The sequence below is a fragment of the Gemmobacter aquarius genome (genome assembly GCF_003060865.1).
GTDB classification, from domain to species: Bacteria; Pseudomonadota; Alphaproteobacteria; order Rhodobacterales; family Rhodobacteraceae; genus Paragemmobacter; species Paragemmobacter aquarius.
The window spans coordinates 85,684-104,296 of the sequence record NZ_CP028918.1; the positions used below are offsets into that span (position 1 = coordinate 85,684).

Annotated in this window: 5 protein-coding genes; 2 read left to right on the forward strand and 3 right to left on the reverse strand. The window is 69.6% G+C overall.

All coding sequences use genetic code 11. From position 1 onward, the window contains the following. Positions 1-8: 8 nt before the first annotated feature. Entirely contained in the window at positions 9-15,026 is a 15,018-nt protein-coding gene (locus HYN69_RS21280; protein WP_108434006.1) for a Hint domain-containing protein, read from the forward strand. An 84-nt stretch (positions 15,027-15,110) separates the two neighbouring features. On the opposite strand, the gene HYN69_RS00480 is transcribed toward HYN69_RS21280, so the two are convergent. Beyond that, positions 15,111-15,686, reverse strand: coding sequence for a GNAT family N-acetyltransferase (locus HYN69_RS00480; RefSeq protein WP_108434007.1), 576 nt, complete (start codon positions 15,684-15,686; stop codon positions 15,111-15,113). A gap of 126 nt (positions 15,687-15,812) precedes the next feature. Between HYN69_RS00480 and HYN69_RS00485 the strand changes: the two genes are divergently transcribed. After that, on the forward strand, positions 15,813-16,166 hold the full coding sequence (locus HYN69_RS00485) for a cupin domain-containing protein (RefSeq protein WP_108434008.1): 354 nt from the start codon (positions 15,813-15,815) through the stop codon (positions 16,164-16,166). A gap of 20 nt (positions 16,167-16,186) precedes the next feature. Here the strand turns inward: HYN69_RS00485 and pcaF are convergent, their stop codons facing one another. Next, on the reverse strand, positions 16,187-17,386 hold the full coding sequence (pcaF, locus tag HYN69_RS00490; RefSeq protein ID WP_108434009.1) for a 3-oxoadipyl-CoA thiolase: 1,200 nt from the start codon (positions 17,384-17,386) through the stop codon (positions 16,187-16,189). Positions 17,387-17,529: 143 nt separating this feature from the next. Beyond that, on the reverse strand, positions 17,530-18,576 hold the full coding sequence (locus HYN69_RS00495) for a PstS family phosphate ABC transporter substrate-binding protein (RefSeq protein WP_108434010.1): 1,047 nt from the start codon (positions 18,574-18,576) through the stop codon (positions 17,530-17,532). Positions 18,577-18,613: the final 37 nt, after the last annotated feature.

Genomic DNA, 18,613 nt, shown 5'->3' on the forward strand with positions numbered 1-18,613 from the left:
GCAACGACGTGCTGGACGGCGGTGCGAATGACGACAGCCTTTCGGGCGGCGACGGCAACGACGCGCTTCTGGGTGGTGACGGCAACGACACGCTGGCGGGCGATCCGGGCAACGACACGCTCGACGGCGGGCTTGGCGACGACAGCCTGAACGGCGGCGACGGCAACGACAGCCTGTCGGGCGGCGCGGGCGAGGACACGCTCTCGGGCGGTGCCGGATCGGACACGCTGGCAGGCGGGCTTGGCAACGACGTGCTGGCCGGTGGCGCGGGCGACGACGACTTTGTGATGGGCGCGGGCGATCTTGCGCAGGGCGGCGACGGGGACGACGAGTTCTCGGTCGATCCCTCGCTTGCGGGCAGCAGCCCGATCACCGTGGTGGGCGGCGAGGCGGGCGAAGAGGCTCTTCTCGATGCGACCAACAACCCTGCAGGGCGGATCGGCGACGTGCTCGACCTGCGCGGTCTGACCGATGTGTCGGTGGTCTATACCAACCCCGACCCGATCACGGGCACCTCGGAGCAGGGCACGGCGAGCTATCGCAACACGGCGGGCCAGCTGGTCACGATCAGCTTCAGCGAGATCGAACAGGTGCTGACGGCGGCCAATGGCGTGGTCGAGGGCACGGGCGGTCCGGACCTGATGAACCCCGGCTATACCGATCCGCAGGGCGACCAGATCGACGGCACGGACGGGCTGGACGATGCGGTCTCGGCGGGTGCCGGCAATGACACGATCAATGCCGGGCTTGGCAATGACACGGTCGATGCGGGCGACGGCAACGACAGCCTGTCGGGCGATGCGGGCAACGACAGCCTGTCTGGCGGCGCGGGCGACGACACGGTTGCGGGCGGGGTCGGCGACGATACGCTTGCCGGTGGCGCGGGCGCCGACAGCCTGTCGGGCGGCGACGGCAACGATGTGCTGGCGGGTGGCGATGGTCGCGACACGCTGGCCGGTGGCCTTGGCAACGACAGCCTCGACGGCGGTGCGGACGACGACAGCCTCTCGGGCAACGAAGGCAACGACACGCTAATCGGCGGGCTTGGCAACGACACGCTGGACGGTGGCGCGGATGCCGACAGCCTGACCGGCGGTCTGGGCGACGACGTGGCGCTTGGCGGCGCGGGCGACGACACGCTGGCGGGCAACGACGGCGAAGACAGCCTGTCGGGTGGCGCGGGCAACGATGCGCTGGACGGCGGGCTTGGCAACGACACGCTCGACGGCGGGATCGGCAACGATGCGCTGGTGGCGGGTGCCGGCAACGACAGCCTCGTCGGCGGGCTGGGCGACGACAGCCTCGACGCCGGGGCTGGCAACGACACCTTGGCCGGCGGGGACGGCAACGACAGCCTGTCGGGCGGCGACGGGGCCGACCTTCTGTCTGGCGGCGAGGGCAATGATGTGCTCGGCGGCGGGCTTGGCGACGACGACTTCGTGCTGGGGGCTGGCGACAGCGCGCAGGGCGGCGACGGCGACGACGAGTTCCGCTTCGACCCTGCGCTGGCGGGGACCGGCACGGTCACGGTCGTGGGCGGCGAGGCGGGCGAGGACCTGAGCGACCCGACCAATGGCGGTTCGGGCGATGTGCTCGACCTGCGCGGGTTGGCCAATGTCGTGGTCAGCTTCACCGGCCCCGAGGCGGGCACGGCGAGCTACCAGAATGCGGCGGGCGGCACGGTGACGGTGCAGTTCTCCGAGATCGAGCGCGTGCTGGTCGACAGCAACGGCACGGTCGACGGCACGGCGGGCGGCGATCTGATGACGCCGACCTCCGGTGCGGGCGGCGCGCCCTATGCCGATACGCAGGGCGACCAGATCGACGGGGCCGACGGTCCCAACGACGTGATCGACGCAGGGCAAGGCAATGACACGGTCGATGCCGGGCTTGGCAACGACACCGTCCTCGGCGGGGCGGGCAACGACAGCCTTGCAGGCAATGTCGGCAACGACAGCCTCGACGGCGGCGATGGCGAGGATACGGTTCAGGGCGGGGTCGGCGACGATACGGCTCTTGGTGGCCTTGGCAACGACAGCCTCGATGGCGGTGCTGGCGACGACAGCCTGACCGGCGGGGCGGGCAACGACAGCCTTGCGGGCGGCGACGGCAACGACCGGCTCGACGGCGGCGCGGACAACGACCTGCTGGCCGGCGGGCTTGGCAACGACACGGTGCTTGGCGGCGCGGGGGCGGATACGCTCTCGGGCGGGCCGGGGGCGGACAGCCTCGATGGCGGCGCGGGCGATGACGACCTGTCGGTTGGCGGGGCGGATACGGCTGCGGGCGGGGCGGGGGACGATGTCTTCACGCTCGATCCTACCGACACCGGCGCGGATGTGAACGCATCGGTGGACGGCGGGCTCGACGGGTTGTCGGGATCGCCGGAAGGGGCCGAGAACGGCAATGCGGGCGACGTGCTGGACCTGTCGGCGCTGACGGCGCCGCAGACGGTGATCTATGGGGCGAACCCCGAGACGGGCACGGTCAACGGGCTCGACGGCGACGCGGGTGTGGACATCGGCTTTGCCGAGATCGAGCGCGTGCTGACCGGCACGGGTGCCGATACGGTGAACGGCGGGGCGGCCACGGGTCCGATCGCGGTCGACACCGGGGCTGGCAATGACTCTGTCACCGGCGGCGCGGGCAATGATACGGTCGCGGCCGGCGACGGCAACGACGTGGTCGCGGCAGGCGCAGGGGACGATTCCGTCGCCGGTGGCGCGGGCGACGACACGCTCGACGGCGGGGCGGGCAACGACAGTATCGATGCGGGCACGGGCAACGACTCTGTCGCAGGCGGTCTGGGCAACGACACGGTTCTGGCCGGCGACGGCAACGACACGGTCGATGGCGGGGCGGGCGACGATTCTGTCGCCGGCGGCCTGGGCAACGACAGCCTGACGGGCGGCGCGGGCGATGACACGCTGGCGGGCGACGAGGGCAACGACACGCTTGCCGGTGGCCTTGGCAACGACAGCCTTGGCGGCGGTGCGGGCGACGACTCGCTTGCCGGCAACGAGGGCAACGACACGCTGGCGGGTGGCGCGGGCAACGACGTGCTGGACGGCGGTGCGAATGACGACAGCCTGTCGGGCGGCGACGGCAACGACGCGCTTCTGGGTGGTGACGGCAACGACACGCTGGCGGGCGGGGCGGGGTCTGACACGCTGACGGGCGGTGCGGGCAATGACGTGCTCGACGGCGGCGCGAATGATGACGACTTTGTGCTGGGGGCTGGCGACAGCGCGCAGGGCGGTGCGGGGGACGACGAGTTCCGCTTCGATCCGGCGCAGTCGGGGACCGCGGGCATCACCTTGGTCGGCGGCGAGGCGGACGAGGAAGCGATCCTCGACGCAACCAACAACCCCGCAGGCCGCATCGGCGACGTGCTCGACCTGCGCGGGCTTGGCCCGGTGGCGCTGACCTTCACGGGTCCGGAAGCGGGCACGGCGACCTATCTGAACGGCACGGGCCAGCCTGTGACCATCACCTTCAGCGAGATCGAACAGGTCCTGCGCGACGGCGACGGCACGGTCGACGGCACGGCGGCGGGCGATCTGATGAACCCCGGCTACACCGATGCGCAGGGCGACCGGATCGACGGCGCGGACGGGTTGAACGACGTGATCGCGGCAGGCGCGGGCGATGACACGGTCGATGCCGGTCTGGGTGACGACACGGTCACGGCCGGCACCGGCAATGACAGCGTTGCGGGCAATGTCGGCAACGACAGCCTTGCGGGCGGCGACGGCAACGACAGCCTCGACGGCGGCGATGGCAATGACACGCTGGCAGGCGATGCGGGCAACGACCTGCTTGCAGGCGGGCTTGGCAACGACACGGTGCTTGGCGGCGCGGGGGCGGATACGCTCTCGGGCGGGCCGGGGGCGGACAGTCTCGATGGCGGCGCGGGCGATGACGACCTGTCGGTTGGCGGGGCGGATACGGCTGCGGGCGGGGCGGGGGACGATGTCTTCACGCTCGATCCTACCGACACCGGCGCGGATGTGAACGCATCGGTGGATGGCGGGCTCGACGGGTTGTCGGGATCGCCGGAAGGGGCCGAGAACGGCAATGCGGGCGATGTGCTGGACCTGTCGGCGCTGACGGCGCCGCAGACGGTGATCTATGGGGCGAACCCCGAGACGGGCACGGTCAACGGGCTCGACGGCGACGCGGGGGTGGACATCGGCTTTGCCGAGATCGAGCGCGTGCTGACCGGCACGGGTGCCGATACGGTGAACGGCGGGGCGGCCACGGGTCCGATCGCGGTCGACACCGGGGCTGGCAATGACTCTGTCACCGGCGGCGCGGGCAATGATACGGTCGCGGCCGGCGACGGCAACGACGTGGTCGCGGCAGGCGCAGGGGACGATTCCGTCGCCGGTGGCGCGGGCGACGACACGCTCGACGGCGGGGCGGGCAACGACAGTATCGATGCGGGAACGGGCAACGACTCTGTCGCAGGCGGGCTTGGCAACGACACGGTTCTGGCCGGCGACGGCAACGACACGGTCGATGGCGGGGCGGGCGACGATTCTGTCGCCGGCGGCCTGGGCAACGACAGCCTGACGGGCGGCGCGGGCGATGACACGCTGGCGGGCGACGAGGGCAACGACACGCTTGCCGGTGGCCTTGGCAACGACAGCCTTGGCGGCGGCGCGGGCGACGACTCGCTTGCCGGCAACGAGGGCAACGACACGCTGGCGGGCGGCGCGGGCAACGACGTGCTGGACGGCGGTGCGAATGACGACAGCCTTTCGGGCGGCGACGGCAACGACGCGCTTCTGGGTGGTGACGGCAACGACACGCTGGCGGGCGATCCGGGCAACGACACGCTCGACGGCGGGCTTGGCGACGACAGCCTGAACGGCGGCGACGGCAACGACAGCCTGTCGGGCGGCGCGGGCGAGGACACGCTCTCGGGCGGTGCCGGATCGGACACGCTGGCAGGCGGGCTTGGCAACGACGTGCTGGCCGGTGGCGCGGGCGACGACGACTTTGTGATGGGCGCGGGCGATCTTGCGCAGGGCGGCGACGGGGACGACGAGTTCTCGGTCGATCCCTCGCTTGCGGGCAGCAGCCCGATCACCGTGGTGGGCGGCGAGGCGGGCGAAGAGGCTCTTCTCGATGCGACCAACAACCCTGCAGGGCGGATCGGCGACGTGCTCGACCTGCGCGGTCTGACCGATGTGTCGGTGGTCTATACCAACCCCGACCCGATCACGGGCACCTCGGAGCAGGGCACGGCGAGCTATCGCAACACGGCGGGCCAGCTGGTCACGATCAGCTTCAGCGAGATCGAACAGGTGCTGACGGCGGCCAATGGCGTGGTCGAGGGCACGGGCGGTCCGGACCTGATGAACCCCGGCTATACCGATCCGCAGGGCGACCAGATCGACGGCACGGACGGGCTGGACGATGCGGTCTCGGCGGGTGCCGGCAATGACACGATCAATGCCGGGCTTGGCAATGACACGGTCGATGCGGGCGACGGCAACGACAGCCTGTCGGGCGATGCGGGCAACGACAGCCTGTCTGGCGGCGCGGGCGACGACACGGTTGCGGGCGGGGTCGGCGACGATACGCTTGCCGGTGGCGCGGGCGCCGACAGCCTGTCGGGCGGCGACGGCAACGATGTGCTGGCGGGTGGCGATGGTCGCGACACGCTGGCCGGTGGCCTTGGCAACGACAGCCTCGACGGCGGTGCGGACGACGACAGCCTCTCGGGCAACGAAGGCAACGACACGCTAATCGGCGGGATCGGCAACGACACGCTGGACGGTGGCGCGGATGCCGACAGCCTGACCGGCGGTCTGGGCGACGACGTGGCGCTTGGCGGCGCGGGCGACGACACGCTGGCGGGCAACGACGGCGAAGACAGCCTGTCGGGTGGCGCGGGCAACGATGCGCTGGACGGCGGGCTTGGCAACGACACGCTCGACGGCGGGATCGGCAACGATGCGCTGGTGGCGGGTGCCGGCAACGACAGCCTCGTCGGCGGGCTGGGCGACGACAGCCTCGACGCCGGGGCTGGCAACGACACCTTGGCCGGCGGGGACGGCAACGACAGCCTGTCGGGCGGCGACGGGGCCGACCTTCTGTCTGGCGGCGAGGGCAATGATGTGCTCGGCGGCGGGCTTGGCGACGACGACTTCGTGCTGGGGGCTGGCGACAGCGCGCAGGGCGGCGACGGCGACGACGAGTTCCGCTTCGACCCTGCGCTGGCGGGGACCGGCACGGTCACGGTCGTGGGCGGCGAGGCGGGCGAGGACCTGAGCGACCCGACCAATGGCGGTTCGGGCGATGTGCTCGACCTGCGCGGGTTGGCCAATGTCGTGGTCAGCTTCACCGGCCCCGAGGCGGGCACGGCGAGCTACCAGAATGCGGCGGGCGGCACGGTGACGGTGCAGTTCTCCGAGATCGAGCGCGTGCTGGTCGACAGCAACGGCACGGTCGACGGCACGGCGGGCGGCGATCTGATGACGCCGACCTCCGGTGCGGGCGGCGCGCCCTATGCCGATACGCAGGGCGACCAGATCGACGGGGCCGACGGTCCCAACGACGTGATCGACGCAGGGCAAGGCAATGACACGGTCGATGCCGGGCTTGGCAACGACACCGTCCTCGGCGGGGCGGGCAACGACAGCCTTGCAGGCAATGTCGGCAACGACAGCCTCGACGGCGGCGATGGCGAGGATACGGTTCAGGGCGGGGTCGGCGACGATACGGCTCTTGGTGGCCTTGGCAACGACAGCCTCGATGGCGGTGCTGGCGACGACAGCCTGACCGGCGGGGCGGGCAACGACAGCCTTGCGGGCGGCGACGGCAACGACCGGCTCGACGGCGGCGCGGACAACGACCTGCTGGCCGGCGGGCTTGGCAACGACACGGTGCTTGGCGGCGCGGGGGCGGATACGCTCTCGGGCGGGCCGGGGGCGGACAGCCTCGATGGCGGCGCGGGCGATGACGACCTGTCGGTTGGCGGGGCGGATACGGCTGCGGGCGGGGCGGGGGACGATGTCTTCACGCTCGATCCTACCGACACCGGCGCGGATGTGAACGCATCGGTGGACGGCGGGCTCGACGGGTTGTCGGGATCGCCGGAAGGGGCCGAGAACGGCAATGCGGGCGACGTGCTGGACCTGTCGGCGCTGACGGCGCCGCAGACGGTGATCTATGGGGCGAACCCCGAGACGGGCACGGTCAACGGGCTCGACGGCGACGCGGGTGTGGACATCGGCTTTGCCGAGATCGAGCGCGTGCTGACCGGCACGGGTGCCGATACGGTGAACGGCGGGGCGGCCACGGGTCCGATCGCGGTCGACACCGGGGCTGGCAATGACTCTGTCACCGGCGGCGCGGGCAATGATACGGTCGCGGCCGGCGACGGCAACGACGTGGTCGCGGCAGGCGCAGGGGACGATTCCGTCGCCGGTGGCGCGGGCGACGACACGCTCGACGGCGGGGCGGGCAACGACAGTATCGATGCGGGCACGGGCAACGACTCTGTCGCAGGCGGTCTGGGCAACGACACGGTTCTGGCCGGCGACGGCAACGACACGGTCGATGGCGGGGCGGGCGACGATTCTGTCGCCGGCGGCCTGGGCAACGACAGCCTGACGGGCGGCGCGGGCGATGACACGCTGGCGGGCGACGAGGGCAACGACACGCTTGCCGGTGGCCTTGGCAACGACAGCCTTGGCGGCGGTGCGGGCGACGACTCGCTTGCCGGCAACGAGGGCAACGACACGCTGGCGGGTGGCGCGGGCAACGACGTGCTGGACGGCGGTGCGAATGACGACAGCCTGTCGGGCGGCGACGGCAACGACGCGCTTCTGGGTGGTGACGGCAACGACACGCTGGCGGGCGGGGCGGGGTCTGACACGCTGACGGGCGGTGCGGGCAATGACGTGCTCGACGGCGGCGCGAATGATGACGACTTTGTGCTGGGGGCTGGCGACAGCGCGCAGGGCGGTGCGGGGGACGACGAGTTCCGCTTCGATCCGGCGCAGTCGGGGACCGCGGGCATCACCTTGGTCGGCGGCGAGGCGGACGAGGAAGCGATCCTCGACGCAACCAACAACCCCGCAGGCCGCATCGGCGACGTGCTCGACCTGCGCGGGCTTGGCCCGGTGGCGCTGACCTTCACGGGTCCGGAAGCGGGCACGGCGACCTATCTGAACGGCACGGGCCAGCCTGTGACCATCACCTTCAGCGAGATCGAACAGGTCCTGCGCGACGGCGACGGCACGGTCGACGGCACGGCGGCGGGCGATCTGATGAACCCCGGCTACACCGATGCGCAGGGCGACCGGATCGACGGCGCGGACGGGTTGAACGACGTGATCGCGGCAGGCGCGGGCGATGACACGGTCGATGCCGGTCTGGGTGACGACACGGTCACGGCCGGCACCGGCAATGACAGCGTTGCGGGCAATGTCGGCAACGACAGCCTTGCGGGCGGCGACGGCAACGACAGCCTTGCGGGCGGCGATGGCAATGACACGCTGGCAGGCGATGCGGGCAACGACCTGCTTGCAGGCGGGCTTGGCAATGACACGGTGCTTGGCGGCGCGGGGGCGGATACGCTCTCGGGCGGGCCGGGGGCGGACAGCCTCGATGGCGGCGCGGGCGATGACGACCTGTCGGTTGGCGGGGCGGATACGGCTGCGGGCGGGGCGGGGGACGATGTCTTCACGCTCGATCCTACCGACACCGGCGCGGATGTGAACGCGAGCGTGGATGGCGGGCTCGACGGGTTGTCGGGATCGCCGGAAGGGGCCGAGAACGGCAATGCGGGCGACGTGCTGGACCTGTCGGCGCTGACGGCGCCGCAGACGGTGATCTATGGGGCGAACCCCGAGACGGGCACGGTCAACGGGCTCGACGGCGACGCGGGTGTGGACATCGGCTTTGCCGAGATCGAGCGCGTGCTGACCGGCACGGGTGCCGATACGGTGAACGGCGGGGCGGCCACGGGTCCGATCTCGGTCGACACCGGGGCTGGCAATGACTCTGTCACCGGCGGCGCGGGCAATGATACGGTCGCGGCCGGCGACGGCAACGACGTGGTCGCGGCAGGCGCAGGGGACGATTCTGTCGCCGGTGGCGCGGGCGACGACACGCTCGACGGCGGGGCGGGCAACGACAGTATCGATGCGGGAACGGGCAACGACTCTGTCGCAGGCGGGCTTGGCAACGACACGGTTCTGGCCGGCGACGGCAACGACACGGTCGATGGCGGGGCGGGCGACGATTCTGTCGCCGGCGGCCTGGGCAACGACAGCCTGACGGGCGGCGCGGGCGATGACACGCTGGCGGGCGACGAGGGCAACGACACGCTTGCCGGTGGCCTTGGCAACGACAGCCTTGGCGGCGGCGCGGGCGACGACTCGCTTGCCGGCAACGAGGGCAACGACACGCTGGCGGGCGGCGCGGGCAACGACGTGCTGGACGGCGGTGCGAATGACGACAGCCTTTCGGGCGGCGACGGCAACGACGCGCTTCTGGGTGGTGACGGCAACGACACGCTGGCGGGCGATCCGGGCAACGACACGCTCGACGGCGGGCTTGGCGACGACAGCCTGAACGGCGGCGACGGCAACGACAGCCTGTCGGGCGGCGCGGGCGAGGACACGCTCTCGGGCGGTGCCGGATCGGACACGCTGGCAGGCGGGCTTGGCAACGACGTGCTGGCCGGTGGCGCGGGCGACGACGACTTTGTGATGGGCGCGGGCGATCTTGCGCAGGGCGGCGACGGGGACGACGAGTTCTCGGTCGATCCCTCGCTTGCGGGCAGCAGCCCGATCACCGTGGTGGGCGGCGAGGCGGGCGAAGAGGCTCTTCTCGATGCGACCAACAACCCTGCAGGGCGGATCGGCGACGTGCTCGACCTGCGCGGTCTGACCGATGTGTCGGTGGTCTATACCAACCCCGACCCGATCACGGGCACCTCGGAGCAGGGCACGGCGAGCTATCGCAACACGGCGGGCCAGCTGGTCACGATCAGCTTCAGCGAGATCGAACAGGTGCTGACGGCGGCCAATGGCGTGGTCGAGGGCACGGGCGGTCCGGACCTGATGAACCCCGGCTATACCGATCCGCAGGGCGACCAGATCGACGGCACGGACGGGCTGGACGATGCGGTCTCGGCGGGTGCCGGCAATGACACGATCAATGCCGGGCTTGGCAATGACACGGTCGATGCGGGCGACGGCAACGACAGCCTGTCGGGCGATGCGGGCAACGACAGCCTGTCTGGCGGCGCGGGCGACGACACGGTTGCGGGCGGGGTCGGCGACGATACGCTTGCCGGTGGCGCGGGCGCCGACAGCCTGTCGGGCGGCGATGGCAACGATGTGCTGGCGGGTGGCGATGGTCGCGACACGCTGGCCGGTGGCCTTGGTAACGACAGCCTCGACGGCGGTGCGGACGATGACAGCCTCTCGGGCAACGAAGGCAACGACACGCTAATCGGCGGGCTTGGCAACGACACGCTGGACGGTGGCGCGGATGCCGACAGCCTGACCGGCGGTCTGGGCGACGACGTGGCGCTTGGCGGCGCGGGCGACGACACGCTGGCGGGCAACGACGGCGAAGACAGCCTGTCGGGTGGCGCGGGCAACGATGCGCTGGACGGCGGGCTTGGCAACGACACGCTCGACGGCGGGATCGGCAACGATGCGCTGGTGGCGGGTGCCGGCAACGACAGCCTCGTCGGCGGGCTGGGCGACGACAGCCTCGACGCCGGGGCTGGCAACGACACCTTGGCCGGCGGGGACGGCAACGACAGCCTGTCGGGCGGCGACGGGGCCGACCTTCTGTCTGGCGGCGAGGGCAATGATGTGCTCGGCGGCGGGCTTGGCGACGACGACTTCGTGCTGGGGGCTGGCGACAGCGCGCAGGGCGGCGACGGCGACGACGAGTTCCGCTTCGACCCTGCGCTGGCGGGGACCGGCACGGTCACGGTCGTGGGCGGCGAGGCGGGCGAGGACCTGAGCGACCCGACCAATGGCGGTTCGGGCGATGTGCTCGACCTGCGCGGGTTGGCCAATGTCGTGGTCAGCTTCACCGGCCCCGAGGCGGGCACGGCGAGCTACCAGAATGCGGCGGGCGGCACGGTGACGGTGCAGTTCTCCGAGATCGAGCGCGTGCTGGTCGACAGCAACGGCACGGTCGACGGCACGGCGGGCGGCGATCTGATGACGCCGACCTCCGGTGCGGGCGGCGCGCCCTATGCCGATACGCAGGGCGACCAGATCGACGGGGCCGACGGTCCCAACGACGTGATCGACGCAGGGCAAGGCAATGACACGGTCGATGCCGGGCTTGGCAACGACACCGTCCTCGGCGGGGCGGGCAACGACAGCCTTGCAGGCAATGTCGGCAACGACAGCCTCGACGGCGGCGATGGCGAGGATACGGTTCAGGGCGGGGTCGGCGACGATACGGCTCTTGGTGGCCTTGGCAACGACAGCCTCGATGGCGGTGCTGGCGACGACAGCCTGACCGGCGGGGCGGGCAACGACAGCCTTGCGGGCGGCGACGGCAACGACCGGCTCGACGGCGGCGCGGACAACGACCTGCTGGCCGGCGGGCTTGGCAACGACACGGTGCTTGGCGGCGCGGGGGCGGATACGCTCTCGGGCGGGCCGGGGGCGGACAGCCTCGATGGCGGCGCGGGCGATGACGACCTGTCGGTTGGCGGGGCGGATACGGCTGCGGGCGGGGCGGGGGACGATGTCTTCACGCTCGATCCTACCGACACCGGCGCGGATGTGAACGCATCGGTGGACGGCGGGCTCGACGGGTTGTCGGGATCGCCGGAAGGGGCCGAGAACGGCAATGCGGGCGACGTGCTGGACCTGTCGGCGCTGACGGCGCCGCAGACGGTGATCTATGGGGCGAACCCCGAGACGGGCACGGTCAACGGGCTCGACGGCGACGCGGGTGTGGACATCGGCTTTGCCGAGATCGAGCGCGTGCTGACCGGCACGGGTGCCGATACGGTGAACGGCGGGGCGGCCACGGGTCCGATCGCGGTCGACACCGGGGCTGGCAATGACTCTGTCACCGGCGGCGCGGGCAATGATACGGTCGCGGCCGGCGACGGCAACGACGTGGTCGCGGCAGGCGCAGGGGACGATTCCGTCGCCGGTGGCGCGGGCGACGACACGCTCGACGGCGGGGCGGGCAACGACAGTATCGATGCGGGCACGGGCAACGACTCTGTCGCAGGCGGTCTGGGCAACGACACGGTTCTGGCCGGCGACGGCAACGACACGGTCGATGGCGGGGCGGGCGACGATTCTGTCGCCGGCGGCCTGGGCAACGACAGCCTGACGGGCGGCGCGGGCGATGACACGCTGGCGGGCGACGAGGGCAACGACACGCTTGCCGGTGGCCTTGGCAACGACAGCCTTGGCGGCGGTGCGGGCGACGACTCGCTTGCCGGCAACGAGGGCAACGACACGCTGGCGGGTGGCGCGGGCAACGACGTGCTGGACGGCGGTGCGAATGACGACAGCCTGTCGGGCGGCGACGGCAACGACGCGCTTCTGGGTGGTGACGGCAACGACACGCTGGCGGGCGGGGCGGGGTCTGACACGCTGACGGGCGGTGCGGGCAATGACGTGCTCGACGGCGGCGCGAATGACGACGACTTCGTGCTGGGGGCTGGCGACAGCGCGCAGGGCGGTGCGGGGGACGACGAGTTCCGCTTCGATCCGGCGCAGTCGGGGACCGCGGGCATCACCTTGGTCGGCGGCGAGGCGGACGAGGAAGCGATCCTCGACGCAACCAACAACCCCGCAGGCCGCATCGGCGACGTGCTCGACCTGCGCGGGCTGACCGATGTGTCGGTGGTCTACGACCAGACCGATCCGAGCTGGAACGGGACCACCTCGGAAAGCGGCACGGCGACCTATCTGAACGGCGCTGGCCTGCCGGTCACGATTACCTTCAGCCAGATCGAACAGGTTCTGCGTTCGGCCGATGGTGTGGTGGACGGGACGGCGGGCGACGATGCGATGCCGGTCGGCTTTACCGACGCGCAGGGCGACCAGATCGACGGGGCCGATGGCAACGACGATGTGATCGCAGCGGGTGCGGGCAACGATACGGTCAGCGCCGGTCTGGGCAATGACACGGTCAATGCCGGCACGGGCAACGACAGCGTCGGCGGCGGGGCGGGCAATGACAGCCTGTCGGGCGAAGCCGGAAGCGACACGCTGTCGGGCGATGCGGGCGACGATACGCTGGCCGGCGGGCTTGGCGATGACAGCCTGATCGGCGGCGGTGGCAACGACAGCCTCGACGGTGGCGGCAGCAACGATACGCTCGACGGTGGCGCCGGGGATGACACGCTGATCGGCGGGGACGGCGACGATACCCTGACCGGCGGCACCGGCAACGACACGATGATCGGGGGGGCGGGCAACGACTCGATCCTCGGTGGGGATGGTCGCGAGCTTGTCGATGCTGGCGACGGGGATGACATCATCAACACCCGCGCCCCGACCGCGACGCCGGACAACGCGCTGGCGGCTTCGGATGCCGATCCGTTCAACGACCGCGACACGGTGTTTGGTGGCCTTGGCAACGACACGATCCTGACCGGCGACGATGCCGACCAGATCACGGCGGGCGGCGGCAACGACTCGATCGATGCGGGGGCGGACAACGACCTCGTGTTCGGTGGGGCGGGCAATGACACGATTCTGGGCGACGAGGGGGCCGACAGCCTCGACGGCGGCGCGGGGGATGACCTGATCTACGGCGGCGTGGCCGGTACGACGCCTGCCGATCTGGCCAATGACGGAACCGACCCGCTGCCGGCAAACAATGCCGACACGCTGGCCGGTGGTGACGGCAACGACACCATCTTCGGCTTCGACGACAACGACCTGCTGCAGGGCGGGGCGGGCAACGACAGTCTGGATGGCGGCATCGACGACGACACGCTGCAAGGCGGGGCCGGAGCCGATACGCTGCAGGGCGGGGCCGGCAAAGACCTGCTGCAAGGCGATGACGGCAACGACAGCCTGATCGGCGGCGCGGGTGACGATACTCTGACGGGCGGTGCCGGGGTCGACACGCTGACCGGCGGGGCGGGGGCGGATGCCTTCGTGGCCGACGGCACGACGCCAGACCTGATCACCGACTTCGATGCGGTGACGGGGATCGGCGGAGGGGCGAACCCGTCGCGGACCGACAACGACTTCGTCGATCTGTCGCAGCTCTACAACGATGCCAGGCTCGCGGCCTATAACACCGCGAACCCGACGGCGACCTTTGCCAATGCCATGGGTTGGCTGCGGTCCGACCTTGCCGATGACGGTGTGCTGCAAGGCGCGGGCGGCCTGCAGATCCAGAACGCGGGGGCTACGGTCGACGCAAATCTGCTCAACGCCGAGAATACGGCGGTGGTCTGCTTCGTCGCGGGCACGAAGATCATGACGGCCGAGGGCGAGTTCGAGATCGACCTGCTGCAACCGGGCGATCTGGTGCTCACGGTCGACCACGGCTACCAGCCGATCCGCTGGATCGGGTCGTCCAAGGTTCAGGCCAAGGGCAAACTGGCACCGATCGTGATCGAGGCAGGCGCCTTGGGCAACCACAGCCGGCTCAAGGTCAGCCCGCAGCACCGCATGCTGCTGTCGGGTTGGCAGGCCGAACTGCTGTTCGACGAGGCCGAGGTTCTGGTGGCGGCGAAGATGCTGCTGAACGACCAGACGATCCGGCGCGAGGAAGGCGGCGAGGTCGAGTACTTCCACATGCTGTTCGATGCCCACGAACTCGTCTGGGCCGAAGGCTGCCTGTCGGAAAGCTTCCACCCCGGCCACGTCGGCTGGGGAGCACTGGCCGAAGCCGCAAGGGACGAAATCCTGACGCTCTTCCCGCAACTGGAAGACGGCGCCTTCGACGAATACGGCCCAAGCGCACGCAGAAGCCTGACAGCCAAGGAAGCCGAAGTGGCACGCGAGTTCATGATCGAACAGAAACTCGGGGCAGCGGAATAACGAAACACCCCCGCCAGAGCGATCTGGCGGGGGTTTACAGTTTTGGCCGGAAAGGCGCTTTTGCGGGCTATGCCTGCCGCCAGATTAACCTGTCGTCTTGGTGAACAGGATCCATTCGGTCGCGTCGACCGCCCAGTCGCCCTTTACCACCGGTCGCCTCGCCACTTCACCGTAGCCCTTTGCCTGATAGAGGCGAAGCGCATCGCGGTGGGTATCGGCTGCAATCAGGCTGATCCTGCGGTGACCGGCTTCTTGCGCCACGGTTTCTGCCTGGTCGAGCAGCGCCGAACCACACCCCTTACCGCGAAACCCGTCATAGGTGGCAAGCACGTTCAGATACCATGATCCGGGGGCGAGCGCCTCGAGTTCGAGGAGCGGCACGAAGATCGGCGGGGTATCCGGGGCGATGGGAGAAGGTTCGTCTTCGGCCGGATAGCCAAGCAGGCACGCGGCGACAGCACCGTCAATTTCGACCAACCACGCGTTACGAAACGAGAAATTCCCGGTTTCGCGGGTTGCGCGTTCCCTGCCGTAGGCAAGCGGATCGCCGCTTTCACCGACCGATTTCGTCCAGAAATGCAGCGGCAGATCGTCGGCCGCCATGTTGATGAACCGCACCAGATGGTCGGCATCCGATGGTGTCGCTTGGCGGATTTTCATGTCTGGCCTTTCCCTATCCTGCTTTACCAGTTTGCCCGGTGCGCAGCCGAGTTCAAGGGCAGGTCGCCCTTGTCAGGCTGCAGGACGAGACGTAGGACGGACGGGCGACATTCAGGAGGAATTGAGATGAGCGACATGGTTTTCCGCTTCCCCGCGCCCGGCCCCGAGCCGATGGTGACCGACCTCGAAGGTTGGACAAAGACCGAGGGCAACCCGACGATGAAGACTTGGGTGCAGCACACCACGCTCGACGGCAGCGTGATCAGCGGCACATGGGAAGCCACGCTCGGCACATGGCACGCAAAGTACAAATTCTACGAATTTGTCCACCTGATCGAGGGGCAGATCACCATTACCCCCGATGGCGGCGCGCCGGTGACGATGGGGCCGGGCGATGCCTTTGCCGTCGAGGCGGGTTTCAGCGGCACGTGGAAGATCGAAAAGCCTGTGCGTAAACATTTCTGCATCAAGCTGAAATAGCCCCCGCGTCGGCCCTTCGCTCAGACCCGTTCCAGCGCGATGCTGATTCCCTGACCGACGCCGATGCACATGGTGGAAAGCGACCGCTTGCCCCCGGTCTCGTGCAGTTCCAGCGCCGCCGTTCCGGTGATCCGCGCGCCGGACATGCCGAGCGGATGGCCCAGTGCGATCGCTCCGCCGTTGCGGTTCACGCGCCGGTCGTCGTCGGCGATGCCGAGTTGGCGCAGCGTGGCGATGCCTTGGGCGGCAAAGGCTTCGTTGAGTTCGATCACGTCGAAATCGGCGGGTCCAAGGCCAAGGCGGGCCATCAGTTTCTCGCTTGCGGGTGCGGGGCCGATGCCCATGATGCGCGGCGCAACGCCTGCGGTCGCCCCGCCGAGGATGCGGGCGAGGGGGCGCAGGCCGTGCCGTTTCATCGCGGCTTCCGAGGCGATGACCAGCGCCGCCGCGCCGTCGTTCACGCCGCTCGCATTGCCCGCCGTGACCGAGCCGTTCGGAAACAGCGGTCTGAGCTTGGCCAGCGCCTCGATCGTGGTGGCGCGGGGGTGTTCGTCCTGGGCCACGGCCAGCGGATCGCCCTTGCGCTGCGCAACGGTGACGGGGGTGATTTCCCGCGCCAACCGCCCGCTGGCCTGTGCGGCGGCCGCCTTGTTCTGGCTGGCAAGCGCCATCGCGTCCTGCGCGTCGCGGTCGATGCCAAAGTCATCTGCCACGTTCTGCCCCGTCTGCGGCATCGAATCGGTGCCATGGGCGGCCTGCATCGCCGGGTTCACAAAACGCCAGCCGATGGTGGTGTCGTAAATCTCGGCATTGCGGGAAAAGGCGGTGTCTGCCTTGGGCATGACAAAGGGCGCGCGCGACATGCTTTCGACGCCGCCTGCGATCATCAGATGCGCCTCGCCCGCCGCGATCTGGCGTGCAGCGACCAGCACGGCGTCCATCCCCGACCCGCACAGACGGTTGATCGTCGTCCCGGTCACCGACACGGGCAAGCCCGCAAGCAGGGCCGACATCCGTGCCACGTTGCGGTTATCCTCGCCCGCCTGATTGGCGCAGCCGAAGATCACATCGTCCACCGCGTCCCAGTCGACGCCGCCGTTGCGCGCCATCAGCGCCCGCAGCGGCACAGCGCCCAGATCATCGGCACGGACCGAAGACAGCGCCCCGCCGAAGCGGCCGATGGGCGTGCGGATATAGTCGCAGATATAAACGGGGGTCATTCAAAGCTCCGGAACGGACAGGTCGACAACGGGCGCGGGCACCAGCATTTCCGCCCCTGTCACCGATTGCAAGCCGTTCGCCGGAAGCGAAGGAAGCTTTTCGAGTAGCGGGCGGCGCATCGCTGCGCCGCCCCCTTGGTCATTTATTCCAGCGGGCCCATCACCGTCTCGGCGGCAACGGCGGCTTGCGTTGCGGCAAGCTCGGGGTCGGAGACCAGACCGTAGGCCGCGAGCGGGCCATCGGGGCCGGCCATTTCGTCGGACAAGAAGAATTCGATGTATTCCTTGAGTCCCGGGATCACGCCGATATGCTGCTTTTTCACGTAGAAGTAGAGCGGGCGCGACACGGGGTAGTCGCCCGAAGCGATGCTTTCGGTCGAGGGCACGACGCCCGACATGGTGGCGACGCGCAGCTTGTCGGTGTTGTTCTGGTAGAACGACAGGCCGAACACGCCGATCGCGGTCGGGTTGGCATCGAGCCGCGCCAGCGTTTCGGTGTAATCGCCGTCGATATCGACCGACACGCCATCGGTACGCAAGCCGTGGCAGGCCTTCTTGGCGTTGTCGGCCTTTTCCTTGTCATCGGCCCCTTCGGCAGCGGCGAGGAACAGGTCATAGGCACCCGTGTCCTTGCAGCCCGCTTCCAGAACCTTTACGTCGAAGACTTCGCGCGTGCCGTGCTTCGATCCGGGCACGAAGGCCAGAATGTCTTGCGCCGGAAGGGCGGCGTTCACATCGGCCCAGCTTTTCGCGGTGTTGGCGGCAAGCGCGCCGTCCTTGGCCACCTGTGCGGCAATCGCGAGATACCAGTCGGACGGGGTAAAGGCGAATTCGGCGCCGTCGATCTTGGAGGCGAAGACGATCCCGTCATAGCCGATGCGGACTTCCATGATGTCGGTCACGCCATTGGTCTTGCACAGGTCGATGTCGCTCTGGCTGATCCGGCTCGACGAGTTGGCGATGTCGATCGTGGTGTCGCCCACGCCTTCGCACAGCTTCTTGCGGCCCGCACCCGAACCGCCCCCTTCAACGACCGGCGTCGGGAAGTCGAAGTTCTCGCCGAACGCCTCGGCCACGATGGTGGCATAGGGCAGAACGGTCGAAGACCCAGCAACCTGCACGTTGTCGCGCGCCTGGGCCGCGCCCGTGGCGGCAAGGATCGCCAAGGCCGAAACGGTGAATTTCATCATGGGATAGCTCCGGTTTACACCGCGCCCAACGTGACGC